This is a genomic window from Micrococcaceae bacterium Sec5.1 (assembly GCA_039636795.1).
In the GTDB taxonomy this organism is placed as follows: domain Bacteria; phylum Actinomycetota; class Actinomycetes; order Actinomycetales; family Micrococcaceae; genus Arthrobacter.
This window is the reverse complement of sequence record CP143430.1, coordinates 4,899,787-4,915,257: the sequence shown is the minus strand read 5'-3', so window position 1 is coordinate 4,915,257 and position 15,471 is coordinate 4,899,787. Positions and strand designations below refer to the sequence as shown.

Here is a 15,471-nt window from a genome sequence, read left to right as displayed (position 1 = left end):
GCTCAGAACGCGCACTACTGCTACCCAGTCGGGTAACTACAGGGCGTAGATGCTCCACGCCGAAGTGTGCTCGGCACCGGGTTCCAGGCGGATCAGGTCAGTACCGCTGTTGAACGAGTCGGGCGGGCAGGTCATCGGCTCTACGGCCAAGCCCAACCGGTTTGGAAGCGGTGCCGGCTTGTCAGCCGTATGGATCTGCAGCCATGGGCAGCTTTCGTCCCAGGACATCCCGACGCCGGTGCCCGCCGGGTCGCGCAGCGAAAGCCGCGCCAGCCCGCCGTCGAACGCTATTCCTGTGAACGCATGGTCGATCTCAGTGGTGCCGATGGCGCGCGGGGTCCGGAAATCGAAAGCGTGGCCCTCAACTCCCACAACACCAACGGGCAGCAGCCTGTCAGGGGTGACCTCAAGGAAGCTATCCGCAGCAAAATCGAGGACACACTGATCCAGCGGCGACGACCCGGCCACGAGATAAGGGTGCGGGCACACGCCGTACGGTGCCGGAGCGTCGGCTGCGTTCAAGGCAGTTACCCGCGTGTGCAGCCCGGCGTCGTCCAACACGTACCGAGCCGAGAGCTCCAGTACGAACGGGTATCCCGGCGTGGGCCCAACTGTGCAGGTCAACGTGAGTGAATCGGCGTCGGACTCTTTCAGTACCCAATCCAGGGGAAATGCGAGGCCGTGCAAGGACGTGCCCCGGTCCGGTTCGTTGACGGGCAAGTGATGCACCTTGCCATTGAAACGATAGGCACCGTCGGCAATCCGGTTGGGCCACGGCGCCGCGATGATTCCCCGGTAATCCGGGATTGGTTCGCCGGCCGCAAAGGGAACCACGAGGTCGCGGCCCTGGAACTGCAAAACACGCAGCGCCGCGGCCCGGGCTGTGATGACAGCCCGGTAACCGCCGGACTCCAGCGTGAATTCGCTGCTCACAGGCCGCCGGCCAGCTTGTAGTAGGCGGCGTTCCAGTTCAGTTCCTTCTTGAACTGTTTGATGGTGGTGTCCTCGTCGATGGTCAGGAGTTCAGTCTTGGCGATTTCGGCGAAGTCCTCGAACACCTCCAGGCCCACCTGCGTAGACAGTACCGTGTGGTGGGCGGCGCCGGCAGTGAGCCAGGCTGCGGCCGACGTTGCGAAGTTGGGCTTGGGCTCCCACAGTGCGCGGGCCACCGGAAGGTTGGGCAGCGGCTGGTCGAGATCGACGACGTCCACCACATTCGCTACCAAGCGGAATCGATCGCGCATGTCGGACAGTGCGACCACAATGCCGGGGCCGGCGTCCGTATCGAACACCATGCGTACGGGGTCTTCCTTGCCGCCAATGCCCAGCGGGTGGATCTCCACACGTGGCTTCTTTGCGGTCAGGGAGGGGCAGACCTCCAGCATGTGCGCGCCCAGGATCTTCTCCGAGCCGGGCTCAAGGTGGTAGGTGTAGTCCTCCATGAGCGAGGCGCCGCCGGGCAGCCCCGCGCCCATGACCTTGGCGGCGCGGACCAGGATGGCGGTCTTCCAGTCGCCCTCGGCGCCAAAGCCGTAGCCGTCAGCCATGAGCCGCTGGACTGCCATGCCGGGGAGCTGGCGGAGTTCGCCCAGGTCCTCGAACGACGTCGTGAACGCGGCTGAGCCGTTCGCTTCCAGGAAGCTGCGGAGACCGAGTTCGATCCTCGCGCTGTAGCGCAGCGACTCGTGCCGCGCACCGTCTTTTTGCAGTTCCGGAACCACCTCGTAGAGGTTCTCATACTCGGCAACCAGGGCGTCGACGTCGGACTCCGCAGCGCCGTGAACGGCGTCGGCGAGTTCGTTCACGGACCAGGTGTTGACCGAGACGCCGAAGCGCAGCTCGGCTTCGGTCTTGTCGCCTTCGGTGACGGCGACGTTGCGCATGTTGTCGCCGAAACGGGTCAGCTTCAGCGTCCGCACAGCGGCCCAACCGGCCGAGGCGCGCTGCCAGGCGCCTACCTGGCGGGCAATGTCAGGGTTACTGACATGCCCGACGACGGTCTTCCGCGGCACGCCGAGGCGCGACTGGATATACCCGAATTCACGGTCGCCGTGCGCTGCCTGGTTCAGGTTCATGAAGTCGAAGTCGATATCGGCCCACGGCAGGTCACGGTTGGCCTGTGTGTGCAGGTGCAGGAGCGGCTTGCGCAGGGCGTCCAGGCCCTGGATCCACATCTTGGCCGGGCTGAACGTGTGCATCCAGGCGGTCACGCCGATCACGGAATCGTTCGAGTTCGCTTCCAGCGCGGTGCGGCGGATGGCGTCGGTATCTGTGAGGACCGGCTTCCACACGAGCTTGACCGGCACGTCCGAGGAATCGTTGAGGGAGTTGGCAATCTCCTGCGATTGCGAGGCGACCTGCTTGAGGACGTCTTCGCCGTAGAGGTGCTGGCTGCCGGTGAGGAACCAGACCTCGTACTGATCAAGGGACGTATTGTTGGCGCTGGGCATTTTCATGGCTCCTGAAAGTGTGGTGGTCGTCCGCTTTAGCGGCCGTAGACGTTTTGGTAGCGGTTGTAGAGCGAGTCGATCTTGGCCTGGTCAATGGGGAGGGGTTCGCCGAGTTGCCGGGAGACGTGCACCGTCTTTGCCACTTCCTCGCACATCACGGCTGCCTTCACCGCGGACCTCGCGTCCTTGCCGATGGTGAAAGGTCCGTGGTTCTGCATGAGCACGGCGGGGGAGTGGGAGTTCTTGAGGGTCTCCACGATTCCCTGTCCGATCGAATCGTCTCCGATCAGTGCGAACGGGCCTACCGGGATCGGGCCGCCGAACTCGTCGCCCATCATGGTCAGCACGCAGGGGATCTCTTCGCCCCGGGCTGCCCAGGCCGTGGCATAGGTGGAGTGGGTGTGCACCACTCCGCCAACCTCGGGCATGTGCCGGTAGACGTAGGCATGGGCTGCAGTGTCAGAGGACGGGGAGAGGTCCGGGTTGCCCCAGTCAACGGTTCCGCCGCTTCCGATGTTGATGCCCCTGACGGGAGTCCCGTAAAGGTCCGTGACCACCATGTGCTCGGGGGTCAGCTCGTCATAGGAGACACCGGAGGGCTTGATGACCATGAGGTCGTAGCCAGGGATCCGTCCGGAGACGTTGCCCGCAGTCCAGACAACCAGCTTGTAGCGGGTCAGCTCAGCGTGGAGGTCGCAGACTTCGCGCCGGACTTTCGCGATGGTTTCCAAGAGCGTGCTCATGCGTTGACCCCTTCTGTGATGGCGGTGTGGGCAGCGCGCTGAATTGCCTTCAGGCGGTGCATGACGCTGTTGGTCCCGCGGCCGAAGTAGTCGTGCAGGGTGCGGTATTCCTGGAAAAGTGCCTCGTAGGCCCTGACATTTTCAGGGATCGGCGTGTACACAGCGCCCGGGGCAGCTGCCATGGATGCCGCCGCTTCGCGGATGTCCTGGTACTTCCCGGCAGCTACAGCGGCGTGGATTGCCGAGCCGAGGGCAGGCCCCTGCTCCGAGCCGATCGTGGAGAGCTGCAGGCCAGTGATGTCTGCGTAGACCTGCATCAGGAACTTGTTCTTCAATAGTCCGCCAGCCACGATGAACTCCTTGACCGGTACCCCGGAATCACGGAATGCATCCACGATGGTCCGGGTGCCGAAGGCCGTGGCCTCCAGCAGCGCGCGGTAGGTGTCTTCTGGCTTTGTGGCCAGGGTTTGGCCCACTATGACGCCCGACAGTTCGTGATCCACCAGCACTGAGCGGTTGCCTGAGTGCCAGTCCAGGGCGATCAGGCCGTGCTCGCCGATCGCCTGCTTCTCTGCGAGTTCGGTGAGGTATTCGTGGATGCCCAGGCCCTTGGCGGCTGCTGCTTGGTGGTAGTGAGGGGGAACGCCGTTCTTGGTGAACCAGCCGAAGATATCGCCAACTCCGGATTGTCCGGCTTCATAGCCCCACAATCCGTCCACGATGCCGCCATCCACGACGCCGCACATGCCCGGGACTTCACGCAGGACGTCACCGTTCATGACGTGGCATGTGGACGTGCCCATGATGGCCACGAGTTGTCCCGGCTCAACAGCGTTGGCTGCGGGAGCGCTGACGTGGGCGTCCACATTGCCCACCGCTACGGCAATTCCCGCAGGCAAGCCGGTCCAGGCGGCTGCCTCTTCCGTGAGGTAGCCTGCGGCGTCGCCCAAGCGGCCGATGGTGTGCTCCAGTTTTTCAGATACGAAGCCCTTGAAGTCGGGGTTCAGGGCGGCGAGGAAATCCTCCGACGGGTACTTGCCGTCCTGGTAGATGCCCTTGTAGCCAGCGGTGCAGGCATTTCGAACGTAGCTGCCGCACAGCTGCCAGACGATCCAGTCGGCTGCCTCAACCCAATGATCCATGGCGCTGTAAACGTCGGGATCTTCCTCAAGCAGCTGCAAGCCCTTGGCGAACTCCCACTCTGAAGAGATCAGGCCGCCATACCGGGGAAGCCATGCCTCTCCACGTTCTTCGGCGAGCTTGTTAATGCGGTCGGCCTGCGGCTGCGCGGCGTGGTGACGCCACAGCTTGACGTAAGCGTGAGGACGGTCCGCGAAGCGTTCCAGTTCGTTCAGCGGAGTGCCGTCCGCCGTCGTCGGGACCATGGTGCAAGCGGTGAAGTCAGTGGCGATGCCCACCACATGTTCCGGGTTGATTCCGGCATCGGCGACGGCGGCCGGTACCGCGTTGCGCAGGACGTCGCGGTAGTCGTTGGGCACTTGGAGCGCCCAGTCGGCGGGCAGCCGCTGACCAGTTGTGGGCAGGCGGTCGGACACAACGGCGTGCGGATATTCGAACACGCCGCTGCCGAGTTCGGCACCGTCCGAGACGCGCACGACGACGGCGCGACCAGACAAAGTGCCGTAGTCCACGCCGATGACAAACTGCTCGTCGAGCGGGAGATTTTCAGTGGTATTCATGGGGTCTCCATCCGGCTGGCCAAGGCCTCATTGCCGGGGGTCGGGGTGGAAGAAATGAAGAAGGTCTGATGCAATTGTTAGCGCTCACAACTTTGATGTCAAGAGGATGGGCGTCATGTGGGGCTGTTTCAGACACTCCGACCCAACCAAGTCGCAGATCAGCGCGTTTTGAACGTCCAGAACGCGCTCTGCTGCGACTTACTTGGGCTATTCAGCGAGCCGCGCCGTCGTGGACCGGACAACGAGCCGGGGCTTCACAGTCACTGGGGTACCCGTAGTGCCGGTCTCCAAGCGATCCAGTAGCAAGCCGATGCAGCGCTGGCCTAGTTCCTCAAAGTCCTGGGCCACGGTAGTTAGCGGCGGGATGAAGTAAGCGGCTTCGGGTTGATCGTCGAAGCCCACAACACTGATATCGGAGGGGACCTGGACACCGGCTTCATGGAACGCCCGGAGCACCCCCAGAGCCATCTGGTCGTTGGCCACAAACAACGCCGTCATGGAACGTTCGGCGGCTATTTTCAGGCCCTCGCGATAGCCGCATTCGGCACTCCAGTCGCCCTCTATGAGGGCCGCTGGTTCCAAGCGGGCCTCACGCAGCGCGTCCCGCCAGCCCTCGGTGCGGGCAACTGCGTCAATCCAATCAGCTGGCCCGGAAAGATGCCCGATGTGCTTGTGACCCAGCTCAAGGAGGTGCTGGACAGCAAGCCGGGCTCCTCCGCGCTGGTCGACGGTGGCGCCGCTGAGGTGCTCGTCGCCGAGAGAGCCCACGGCTACCAGCGGCACTTGGGCGGTGATGTCCTTGAGGACGTCAAAGGTCCCAGGATGCGGCACTGTTACGACGATGCCGTCCACGCCTTGGTCCATGAAATGCGCCATGGCGTCCCTGATGGTCTCCGGCGTGACTTCCCGAAGGCCAGCGACACTGACAAAGTACCCTGCGTCCCTGGCGGCCTGCTGCACTCCGAGGAGGGTGTGGGACGGGCCGTACTGCGCCAACTCACTGCCCAGGACACCAATGGTCTGGGAGCGCCGGGTCACCAAGCTGCGTGCAGCGGTGTTGCGGCGGTACCCAAGTTCAGTGATGGCCTGCTCGACGCGCTCGCGGGTCTTTGGGCTCACGTTGGGGTGGTTGTTCAGAACACGGGACACTGTTTGGTGGGAAACGCCGGCAACACGGGCGACGTCCTCCATGACAGGGGGCCTGCTTGGTGCGGATTGTTCAGTGCTCACCCTGTCACGATAGAGCACCTGCGCGGTGATCAGCCCATGGCTGCCTTGGCGGCGTAATGGCGGTACCTCGTCAGGAACCCGGGGGTCCCGGTTGCCTTGGACGCAGCAACCTCGATTCCTTCAAGGGGCCAATCGGGCAGCTTTCCCGAGAGGACGCCAGCTGCTTGCCGTGCCGCACCGTCTGCCACATACTCCCCAGGGGCGGGTACGAAGACCGGCAATCCGAAGACCTCAGCGGCAACCTGCTGTACAGCTTCGGACTGGGCGCCACCGCCCACAAGGATGATGCGTCGGGCCGCCACGCCTTGCGCTTGCAGGGCGGCGAGGCCATCGGCCAGGGAGCACAACACACCCTCGACGGCGGCCCTGGCCAGGTTGGCGGGCGTGTAGTTGGAAACCGTGAGCCCATGAAGGGAGCCTGTGGCGTCCGGAAGATTGGGCGTCCGTTCGCCTTCAAAGTACGGCACCAGGGTCAGGCCGACGGCTCCTTCCGCCGCGGATAGGGCCAGCTTGCCGAGTTCCGGCAGATCCACGCCGAGCAACGCAGCGGTGGCATCGAAGATCCGGGTGGCGTTGAGCGTACAGGCAAGAGGCAGGTAATTCCCCGTGGCATCGGCAAATCCTGCCACCAGCCCACTCGCATCCCGTGCCGGCACGTCCGAGACAGCGAAGACAGTTCCGGACGTTCCGATCGAGATAACAACATCCCCGACGGCGGCGCTGACTCCCAGCCCCGCTGCGGCGTTATCGCCTGCGCCTGGCCCGATCAAGGCACCGTTCGGCATCTTTCCGGCGGCATCTAAAGGCCCGACGACGGCCGGCAGCACCGGGACATGGCCGAGCGTGCTTTTCAAGACTTCCGGCAAGTATTCCCCCGTCTCGGCGGAGAAGTATCCTGTGCCGGAAGCATCGGATCGATCAGTCCGGAGTAACTCCAGAGATGACGGCCCTGTACCCGGCCCATGACCGGCCAAACGCCAGGACAGCCAGTCGTGCGGGAGGCAAGCGGCCGCAGTGCGTCGGGCATTCTCGGGCTCGTTTCGAGCCAGCCACCGTAGTTTGGTGGCCGTAAGGGATGCCACGGGCACGGTCCCCGTGCTGGCCGCCCAATATGCGGCTCCCGCCGCGGGATCACCTTCGCCGGCTTCCAGGATCAGCTCTTCCGCGTCCAGCGCGGATCGGGTGTCATTCCACAGCAGCGCTGGGCGGACCACGCTTCCTGATTCGTCCAGGCACACCATTCCATGCTGCTGGCCACCCACCGAGACAGCATCGACGTCGTCCAAGCCGCCCGCCTGGCTGATGGCTTCCTGAAGGGCAGTCCACCAGTGATCTGGATGGACCTCGGTGCCCTCGGGATGCGAAGCGCGGCCCTGCCGCACCAGGGCGCCAGTGTCTGAGTCCCTGATGACCACTTTGCAGGACTGGGTGGAGCTGTCGATCCCGGCGACGAGAGGCATGCGATTTGTTCCTTTGGGGACTTGTTCCGGTACGGACCGTCGCCGGGGCTGGCAGCCCCGAAATGAAGCAATCCTGGTGACCCCGGCGACGGTAATGCGAATGGCTGATTTTTAGCGCGCGCCCAGAAGGTGCTCGATGGCCAGCTGGTTGAGGCGGACGAAGGCGAACGAGCGCTCGGCGGCCTTGTCGGCGTCGAACGTGTCGAAGGCGCTGGCGTCAGCCAGCAGGTCCGCAGTGGTTTCGCCAGCGTTCAACGTGGGCTCGCCGAGCTCGAACACGCCCGAGGTAGTGAGCGCTTCCTGGACCTCAGGATCGGCGCGGAAAGCAAGGGCGCGTTCCTTCAGGAGCAGGTACATGGACATGTTGGACTTGGCCGATTCCCACACGCCGTCGTAGCCGTCGGTGCGGGAGGGCTTGTAATCGAAGTGGCGGGGGCCATCGTACTTTGGTCCGCCGTTGGGGAAACCATTCTCCAGGAGGTCCACGGTGAAGAAGGCGCTGGTGAGGTCGCCATGGCCGAAGACGAGGTCTTGGTCATACTTGATCCCACGCTGGCCGTTGAGGTCGATGTGGAAGAGCTTGCCGGCCCAAAGTGCCTGTGCAATGCCGTGGGTGAAGTTCAGGCCCGCCATTTGCTCGTGGCCGGTCTCGGGGTTGAGGCCCACGATGTCGCCGTGTTCCAGCTGCGCGATGAACGCCAGGCCGTGGCCAACAGTGGGCAGGAAGATATCGCCGCGGGGCTCGTTGGGCTTGGGTTCCAGGGCAATCCGAAGGCCGTAGCCCTTCTCTTTGATGTATCCGGCGGCGGTGTCCACGCCTTCCTTCATCCGGTCCAAAGCCGCGGAGAGATCCTTGGAGCCGTCGTACTCGCTGCCTTCGCGGCCGCCCCACATCACGAACGTCTCGGCGCCGAGTTCAGCGGCGAGGTCGATGTTGCGCAGGATCTTGCTCAAGGCAAAGCGTCGGACGGAGCGGTCGTTGGAGGTAAATCCGCCGTCCTTGAAGACGGGGTGGCTGAACAGGTTGGTGGTAACCATCGGAACCTTGAGGCCCGTTTCGGCCATTGCGCCCTTGAAGTTCTTCAGGATGAGGTCACGCTCGGATGCGCTGGCGTCAAAGGGGACAAGGTCATTGTCGTGGAAAGTGATGCCGTAAGCGCCGAGTTCACTGAGCTTGTGGACGGCTTCAATCGGGTCCAGGGCTGCCCGGGTTGCAACGCCGAAGGGATCGGCGCCTGTCCATCCCACGGTCCAAAGGCCAAACGTGAAACGGTCCTGGGGAGTTGGCTGCGGGGTCATTGTTGCTCCTTTGCAAGGCGGCGAGGAGGCCATGGATAAAAAGCACTCCAATTAGTTTTCAATCTGAACTATATGGGGGATGATGGATCATGGTCAATGGAAACCGGCAAAAATCTTTCAACCCCGTGAGGAGGCTGCGAGAGTGAATGAGCAAGCTGCCCCCGGGCGCGTAGGCGACGTCCGCCGTCGTAATCTTTCGCTTGTCCTGGATTCGATCGCCCGCAACGGCGACGCCAAGCCCAGCCGCGCCCAGGTGGCTGCTGGAACAGGGCTGACCAAGGCCGCAGTATCGAGCTTGGTGGCTGACCTCGTGGAGTCGGGACTCGTCTCCGAGGTTGGCCTGTATCGCGATGGGGAGCGGGGCCGGCCAGGTCAGGGCCTCGAGCTCAGCTCCCGCCGAGGCGTTGTAGGAATGGAAATCAACGTCGACTATCTGGCCGTTGGCCTAGTGGACCTCGGCGGAAACTTGCGCTTCAGTTCCACAGTGGAGTCCCGCAACCGGGGGCTCAAGCCCGGCGCGGTCATGGAGCATCTGGGTGAACTCGCCGATCAGGCCAAAGCTGCAGCCGCTGCTGAAGGCATCACGATCCTCGGTGGCGGACTTGCAGTCCCCGGCCTGGTTGATGAGCAGCGCAACATCGTCCTGTCCGCTCCAAACCTTCATTGGGAGCACGAGCAGCTGGATCCGCAGGCGTTGCTGGAAGACGCGCCGCTCGGTGTCAGGCTGTCCAACGAGGCAAACAGTGCAGCCCTTGGCGAGCTTTGGTACGGCGATGGCCCGGCGGACTTCCTCTACGTTTCGGGCGAAGTCGGCGTTGGTGGCGGGGTCATCATCGGTTCGGAGCTCTACACGGGACCTGGCGGCTCAGCTGGCGAGTTGGGCCACATCGTGGTGCATCCAGAAGGGCCCTCATGTTCCTGTGGAGGGGCTGGCTGCCTGGAAACATTCGCTGGACAGGAAGCTATTTTTGAGGCTGCCCGCATCCCGGAGGGGTCACTTGGCGAGCGAACCGAACTTCTGCTCGCGGCCTTGGCCGCGGACGAGCCGCATGCCAAGCGTGCAGTGCGCGACGCCGGACGGTACCTGGGCATCGCGCTCGCCTCTTCTGCGCGTCTGATGGACATCGAAGCCGTGGTGCTCGGCGGCCACTTTGCCGTCCTCGCCGATTGGCTGAAACCGGCAGTGCTGTCGAGTTTGGAAAGGTACGCGCCGGGGCTGCTGGAGCCGGAAAGCCTCACCGTTTCCCGTTTGGAGCACTCCGGGACGCTGCTGGGTGCGGCAGGTCAAGTGATCCGCGCTGTCATTGAATCGCCTTTCGAATTCCTTCTGGGCAAGCCCGCGTAGGGCATCTTTCCCTGGGAGGTTTTCGGGGATTCGCAGGATCTCTGCGCTGGGTTCTTCCATGCGAATCATCAGTATGCTTACTATTAAGTGGTCAGTTTGTTCGCGCATGCTCAACCCACGAACAGGTGCCCCATGACTACTCAGAATTCAGCACACACCAGCACAGCGAAGGCGGGCAACGCTCCCGCCCCTGACGACGACCGTAAGCCGGACAGTCTCAACGACCTCGTCAAGCCCACGTGGATGTATATCGCAAAACGGACACTGCGGGAGTTCAACAAGGATCAATGTCCTGATGCCGCTGCCGGCCTTACCTACTATGCAGTGCTTTCCCTTTTCCCGGCGCTTTTGGCGTTGGTTTCCCTCATCGGGATCTTTGGCGACGCCGGGAAAACCACCACGGCATTACTGGACATCGTGCAGCAATTCGCCCCCGGGCCCGGTGTTGACGCCCTGCGGCAGCCCATCGAGGAACTGACGCGGTCCAACGCGGCGGGCTTTGCTCTGGCCCTCGGCATCTTGGTGGCGTTGTGGTCGGCCTCCGGTTACACCACGGCCTTCAGCAGGGCGATGAACCGCGTGTACGAAGTGGATGAAGGCCGTGGCTTCGTCAAACTGCGCGGCACGATGCTTGCCGTTACCATCGTTGCGCTTGTGGGCGCGGCACTGGCCGCCGCGATGCTCGTCCTCAGCGGACCAGTGGCTGAGGCTATCGGTAAGGCAATCGGAATGTCCGACACGATCCTGACCGTGTGGAACATCGCCAAATGGCCGGTCCTGATCGTGCTGGTGGTCATTGTCATCGCCGTGCTCTACTACTTCACCCCAAACGTCAAGCAGCCCAAGTTCCGTTGGATCAGCCCGGGGTCCCTCATCGCCCTGGTGATATTTGCCCTGGCATCGTTGGGCTTTGCCTTTTACGTTGGGAACTTCAGCAATTACAACAAGACGTATGGAACGCTGGCAGGCGTCATCATCATGCTGCTGTGGCTCTGGATCCTTAATATGTCGCTGCTTTTTGGTGCAGAATTTGACGCCGAAATGGAACGCGGGCGCCAATTGCAGGGAGGGATTGAAGCTGAAGAGACAATCCAACTTCCGCCCCGGGGTACCAAGCGCAGCGACAAACAGCAGAAACAGGAAGAGGAGATTATCCGCCGCGGGCAGGAACTTCGGGAAAACTACGATGACGAAACACGCACCAACGAATCACAGGAACGCACAGCCGATGCCGAAGACAAGAAGTGAACCTCGCGTCAACGGGACCGGCACCACCCGGAAGCTCAAGAGCGTTCGAGACGGCGACCGGGTGGAAATCCACGGTGAGGTTTTCCGTGTCAGTTCCGTCCAGCCAGAGGAGGGAACCCGGAACATCCGGCTGGAGTTAGAAGCCAACGACGGCGGCACTCTCACCTTGATCGGTGTTCCGCGCGCCCAGGTCCACGTGCCCGCCAACGTGTAGCCGGACTCAGGATCCCGCTCGGATTATGCCCCTGCAGGAAAGCCCTGATCGGCGTCATCCCACCAGCCCTCCCAGGCGCTGGAGGACAGGCGCTCAAAAGCGAAGGCGGCAGTAGGCGTCGTTTCTTCAGGGGAATCGCCCGACGACCCGCTGTGGCTACTGCTGGCGTCGAGGAAAAAGTTAAGTGTCTTCAAGAGCATCATGGTGGTGTCCTTTCAGTGGTTTCTTGGACTTCTTTGTCCAGGTGAAACCAGCGTAGGTGGCCATTGTTTCCTCTCATCGACGCAATGTTTCAGCTATGTACCACTTATCTAACATGGGCATTCCGGGCCTTGCTTCTGAAACAAGCAGGGCGTGACAAAAGCGAGCCCCTGCCGTGACCGGGCAGGGGCTCGCTTGCTTTGGGGGCGGTCCTCCCGCGGAGCTTAGGGCATCCGCAGGAGGACCACGTCATTAGGCGTATGGCAGAACGAGTTCCGCGTAGCGCTGCTTCATGGTTTCCAGGACGGTATCGCCATCGGCATCCCAGATTTCCTGATTGAAGATCTCAACCTCGATATCGCCCTTATATCCGGCGTCGCGCACCCAGGTGCCGATGGTCGCGAAGTCAATGACGCCGTCGCCCATCATTCCGCGGGACAGCAGCGCGTCCGAAGCGATCGGCAGGTTGAAATCGCATACCTGGTAGGAGGCAATGCGGTTATGGCGTCCGGCCCGTTCGATCTGGGCCTTCAGTTCGGGATCCCACCAGACGTGGAACGTATCGACGGCCACACCCACTGCCTTCGCGTCGTAAGGCGCGGCAAGGTCCAAGGCCTGGCCAAGGGTGGAGATGAGGGCGCGGTCTGCGGCGTACATCGGGTGCAGCGGTTCCAGCACCAGTCGCACACCGTTCTCAGAAGCGAACGGGACGAGTTCCTCGAGCCTGTCAGCCACGCGCTGGCGTGCCGCGACGACGTCCTTCTCGCCAGGAGCGAGCCCGCCGACCACCAGGAACAGCTCCTGCGTATCCAGCGCTACTGCTTCGCGGACGGCATTGAAGTTGTCGGCCAGGGCCGCAGCCTGACCTTCGGCATCAGGCGCTGTGAGGAAGCCGCCGCGGCACAGGGACGAAACACGGAGGCCGGCGTCCTTGATGAGCTTGGCCGCCTTGTCCAGTCCGGCTTCCGCTACGCGATCACGCCAAGGGCCGATTGCGGGGATGCCCGCGCGCGCACAACCGTCCACAGCTTCGGCAAGAGTCCACTTTTTGGTCGTGGCGCTGTTCAGCGAGAGTCTGGAAAAGTCGCTCATGCGCCCACTCCGTTGATCCGCAGGTAGTCGGACATCCGGAATGCCGCCAATGACGGGTCCTTCAGCAAGCCGGCCTGATCGGCAAGTTCGAAGGTCTTGGCAAGGTGCAGGACGGATCGTCCCGAGTGCAACCCCCCGACCATCTGGAACCCGGGCTGTTTGCCGTTGAGCCAGGACATGAAGGCGATACCGGTCTTGTAGTAGAACGTGGGTGCGCTGAAGATGTGCTTTCCGAGCTCACGGGTGGAGTCAAGGATCGCGCGCCCTTCTGCACCTTGGCCGGCGTCGTACTTCTGCAAGGCAACCGAAGCGGCAGGGTAAATGGCGGCAAAGATGCCCAGCAGGGCGTCTGAGTGGTGGGTGTCGTCGCCGTCGATCAGCTCCGGGTAATTGAAGTCGTCGCCTGTGTAGAGGCGCACGCCTTCCGGAAGGTTGGCACGGAGGGCGACTTCATGGGAAGCGTCCAGAAGCGAGACTTTCACGCCGTCGACCTTGTCCGCGTGCTCGCGGATGAGGCTAAGGAACGTTTCGGTGGCCACAGAGACGTCGTCGGAGCCCCAGTAGCCGGCCAGTGCGGGATCGAACATCGTGCCCAGCCAGTGCAGAATGACGGGCTGGTCAACTTCCTGCAGGAGCGTCGAGTAGACGTGAAGGTAGTCGTCGGCGCCGCTGGCCACCTTTGCCAAGGCACGGGAGGCCATGAGGATGACCTTGGGGCCGGCCTCGCTGACCACGGCGATCTGCTCGCGGTAGGCATCGATAACTGCCTGAATGCCGGCAGCGCCCTCAGGGAGTGCAGCGATGTCCAGCTGGTCGGTGCCTGCGCCGCAGGAGACGAGATCGCGGACGGACTTGCCTGCTGTCGCGGCGTTGCCTGCGGAAACTACAGAAGCGGCCTCGGCGCCGGTTCGCTTGATGAGCTGCTGCGTGGCTGCCCAGTCCAGGCCCATGCCGCGCTGCGCGGTGTCCATGGCGTCAGCGACGCCCAGTCCGTAGGACCAGAGTTCGTGCCGGTACGCCAGCGTGGCATCCCAGTCGAGCTGCGCCGGGGCGCCGGGAGTGTTATCAGCCGCGACCTCCGGGATGACGTGGGCTGCGGCATAGGCGCGGCGGGCCGTCAGTGGAGCGCTCGGCTTGACCCAAGCAGTGGCGGGCTGGAGGCGGTACTCGCGTGTGCCGCCGTCGTCGGTAGGAAGAATGAGTGACGTCATTAGAGGGTGATCTCCGGGATGTCGATGGTGCGGCGCTCTGCCGAGGACTGCAGGCCAAGCTCGGCAAGCTGCACGCCGCGGGCGGCGGAGAGCAGGCCGAAGCGGTGCTCGCGGCCAGCGACCACGTCGCGCAGGAATTCTTCCCACTGCAGCTTGAAGCCGTTGTCGAGCTCAGCATTGGCCGGAACTTCCTGCCACTGGCTGCGGAAGGACTCGGTGACGGGCAGGTCCGGGTTCCAGACAGGCTTGGGAGTGTGGGCGCGCTGCTGTGCAACGCACTTGTTCAAACCGGCGACGGCGGAACCGTGCGTGCCGTCGATCTGGAACTCAACCAGTTCGTCGCGGTAGACGCGGACGGCCCAGGAGGAGTTGATCTGGCCGATGACGTCGTCGCCGCCCGGGGTTTCAAGTTCGAAGATGCCGTAGGAAGCGTCGTCAGCGGTGGCCTTGTATTCCTTGCCGGCTTCGTCCCAGCGTGCGGGGATGTGCGTGGCTGTCTTGGCGTTGACGCTCTTGACCTTGCCGATAATGCCTTCGAGCACGTAGTTCCAGTGGCAGAACATGTCCGTGGTCATTCCGCCGCCATCTTCCTTGCGGTAGTTCCAGGACGGACGCTGTGCAGCTTGGACGTCGCCTTCGAAAACCCAGTAGCCGAATTCGCCACGAATGGAGAGGATGCGGCCGAAGAAGCCTTCGTCCACCAGACGGCGGAGCTTGACCAGACCGGGGAGGTACAGCTTGTCATGCACGACGCCAGCAGTGACGCCGGATTCCTTGCCGATCTGTGCGAGCTCGATTGCTTCTTCGAGAGTCTCAGCCGTGGGCTTTTCGGTGAAGATGTGCTTGCCGGCGCGCATGGCCTTCTTCAAGGTGGCGGCGCGAAGGCTGGTCATGGAGGCGTCAAACACGATGTCCACGGTGGGATCGGCGATGACGGCGTCCAGGTCGGTGGACCATTCGGAGACCTTGTGGAGTTCGGCGAGTTCGCGGATTTTGGCTTCGTTGCGGCCAACGAGGATCGGTTCGACCTGCACCTTGGTGCCGTCTTCGAGCGTGAAGCCACCGGCGTCGCGGATGGGGAGGATGGACCGCAGCAAGTGCTGGCGGTAACCCATGCGGCCGGTGATGCCGTTCATGGCGATGCGGATCGTCTTTGTTTCGTAGCCCATGTTTTCTCCAGGTCCTTGTGTGCCGGCCGCTGTGCGTTGCCGGTGTTTGCAATTCGAAGTGTGGGAAAGCGCATTCCCATTGCTTCGATCATGCACCATGCTGGGATGG

The 15,471-nt window shown here is 63.0% G+C and carries 14 protein-coding genes; 3 read left to right on the top strand and 11 right to left on the bottom strand.

The window, feature by feature from the left end; translation table 11 throughout:
* Positions 1–36: 36 nt before the first annotated feature.
* The 7 genes from VUN82_22500 to xylA all read right to left on the bottom strand — a co-directional run bounded on the left by VUN82_22500 (position 37) and on the right by xylA (position 8,882).
* A complete protein-coding gene (locus VUN82_22500; GenBank protein ID XAS71815.1) occupies positions 37–933 on the bottom strand; it encodes an aldose 1-epimerase family protein in 897 nt (298 codons plus the stop codon).
* Positions 930–2,450, bottom strand: a complete 1,521-nt coding sequence (araA, locus tag VUN82_22495; GenBank protein XAS71814.1) for an L-arabinose isomerase — start codon at positions 2,448–2,450, stop codon at positions 930–932. Before araA ends, VUN82_22500 begins: the two co-directional genes overlap by 4 nt.
* A 35-nt stretch (positions 2,451–2,485) precedes the next feature.
* Positions 2,486–3,193, bottom strand: coding sequence for an L-ribulose-5-phosphate 4-epimerase (locus VUN82_22490; GenBank protein XAS71813.1), 708 nt, complete (start codon positions 3,191–3,193; stop codon positions 2,486–2,488).
* Positions 3,190–4,893 carry a ribulokinase gene (araB, locus tag VUN82_22485; protein ID XAS71812.1) on the bottom strand — a complete coding sequence of 568 codons (1,704 nt, stop codon included), beginning with the start codon at positions 4,891–4,893 and terminating at the stop codon, positions 3,190–3,192. The genes VUN82_22490 and araB overlap by 4 nt, the downstream gene beginning before the upstream one ends.
* 207 nt (positions 4,894–5,100) lie before the next feature.
* On the bottom strand, positions 5,101–6,084 hold the full coding sequence (locus VUN82_22480) for a LacI family DNA-binding transcriptional regulator (protein XAS74772.1): 984 nt from the start codon (positions 6,082–6,084) through the stop codon (positions 5,101–5,103).
* Between the two features lie 68 nt (positions 6,085–6,152).
* On the bottom strand, positions 6,153–7,583 hold the full coding sequence (locus VUN82_22475; protein XAS71811.1) for an FGGY-family carbohydrate kinase: 1,431 nt from the start codon (positions 7,581–7,583) through the stop codon (positions 6,153–6,155).
* Between the two features lie 111 nt (positions 7,584–7,694).
* A complete protein-coding gene (gene xylA, locus VUN82_22470) occupies positions 7,695–8,882 on the bottom strand; it encodes a xylose isomerase (protein XAS71810.1) in 1,188 nt (395 codons plus the stop codon).
* A 142-nt stretch (positions 8,883–9,024) separates the two neighbouring features.
* Here xylA and VUN82_22465 point away from each other — a divergent pair, with 142 nt between their 5' ends.
* The 3 genes from VUN82_22465 to VUN82_22455 all read left to right on the top strand — a co-directional run bounded on the left by VUN82_22465 (position 9,025) and on the right by VUN82_22455 (position 11,689).
* Entirely contained in the window at positions 9,025–10,227 is a 1,203-nt protein-coding gene (locus tag VUN82_22465; protein ID XAS71809.1) for an ROK family transcriptional regulator, read from the top strand.
* A 132-nt stretch (positions 10,228–10,359) separates the two neighbouring features.
* Positions 10,360–11,475: a YihY/virulence factor BrkB family protein gene (locus VUN82_22460; GenBank protein ID XAS71808.1), complete on the top strand. Its 1,116-nt coding sequence runs from the start codon at positions 10,360–10,362 to the stop codon at positions 11,473–11,475.
* Complete coding sequence (locus tag VUN82_22455; GenBank protein ID XAS71807.1) at positions 11,456–11,689, top strand: hypothetical protein; 234 nt, start codon at positions 11,456–11,458, stop codon at positions 11,687–11,689. Before VUN82_22460 ends, VUN82_22455 begins: the two co-directional genes overlap by 20 nt.
* Before the next feature lie 23 nt (positions 11,690–11,712).
* On the opposite strand, the gene VUN82_22450 is transcribed toward VUN82_22455, so the two are convergent.
* From VUN82_22450 to VUN82_22435, 4 genes are all read right to left on the bottom strand, one after another.
* Positions 11,713–11,892, bottom strand: a complete 180-nt coding sequence (locus VUN82_22450; GenBank protein ID XAS71806.1) for a hypothetical protein — start codon at positions 11,890–11,892, stop codon at positions 11,713–11,715.
* A gap of 250 nt (positions 11,893–12,142) precedes the next feature.
* Positions 12,143–12,982, bottom strand: a complete 840-nt coding sequence (locus tag VUN82_22445) for a sugar phosphate isomerase/epimerase family protein (protein ID XAS71805.1) — start codon at positions 12,980–12,982, stop codon at positions 12,143–12,145.
* On the bottom strand, positions 12,979–14,193 hold the full coding sequence (locus VUN82_22440; GenBank protein ID XAS71804.1) for a dihydrodipicolinate synthase family protein: 1,215 nt from the start codon (positions 14,191–14,193) through the stop codon (positions 12,979–12,981). Before VUN82_22440 ends, VUN82_22445 begins: the two co-directional genes overlap by 4 nt.
* On the bottom strand, positions 14,193–15,362 hold the full coding sequence (locus tag VUN82_22435; GenBank protein ID XAS71803.1) for a Gfo/Idh/MocA family oxidoreductase: 1,170 nt from the start codon (positions 15,360–15,362) through the stop codon (positions 14,193–14,195). Before VUN82_22435 ends, VUN82_22440 begins: the two co-directional genes overlap by 1 nt.
* Between the last annotated feature and the right edge of the window lie 109 nt (positions 15,363–15,471).

What these genes read in the sequence shown, in the direction of transcription:
- VUN82_22445 (XAS71805.1), bottom strand. Translation starts at nt 12,982, where the DNA reads ATGAGCGACTTTTCCAGACTCTCGCTGAACAGCGCCACGACCAAAAAG.
- VUN82_22480 (XAS74772.1), bottom strand. Translation starts at nt 6,084, where the DNA reads ATGGAGGACGTCGCCCGTGTTGCCGGCGTTTCCCACCAAACAGTGTCC.
- VUN82_22490 (XAS71813.1), bottom strand. Translation starts at nt 3,193, where the DNA reads ATGAGCACGCTCTTGGAAACCATCGCGAAAGTCCGGCGCGAAGTCTGC.
- VUN82_22435 (XAS71803.1), bottom strand. Translation starts at nt 15,362, where the DNA reads ATGGGCTACGAAACAAAGACGATCCGCATCGCCATGAACGGCATCACC.
- VUN82_22440 (XAS71804.1), bottom strand. Translation starts at nt 14,193, where the DNA reads ATGACGTCACTCATTCTTCCTACCGACGACGGCGGCACACGCGAGTAC.
- araA (XAS71814.1), bottom strand. Translation starts at nt 2,450, where the DNA reads ATGCCCAGCGCCAACAATACGTCCCTTGATCAGTACGAGGTCTGGTTC.
- VUN82_22460 (XAS71808.1), top strand. Translation starts at nt 10,360, where the DNA reads ATGACTACTCAGAATTCAGCACACACCAGCACAGCGAAGGCGGGCAAC.
- VUN82_22450 (XAS71806.1), bottom strand. Translation starts at nt 11,892, where the DNA reads ATGATGCTCTTGAAGACACTTAACTTTTTCCTCGACGCCAGCAGTAGC.
- VUN82_22455 (XAS71807.1), top strand. Translation starts at nt 11,456, where the DNA reads ATGCCGAAGACAAGAAGTGAACCTCGCGTCAACGGGACCGGCACCACC.
- araB (XAS71812.1), bottom strand. Translation starts at nt 4,893, where the DNA reads ATGAATACCACTGAAAATCTCCCGCTCGACGAGCAGTTTGTCATCGGC.
- xylA (XAS71810.1), bottom strand. Translation starts at nt 8,882, where the DNA reads ATGACCCCGCAGCCAACTCCCCAGGACCGTTTCACGTTTGGCCTTTGG.
- VUN82_22475 (XAS71811.1), bottom strand. Translation starts at nt 7,583, where the DNA reads ATGCCTCTCGTCGCCGGGATCGACAGCTCCACCCAGTCCTGCAAAGTG.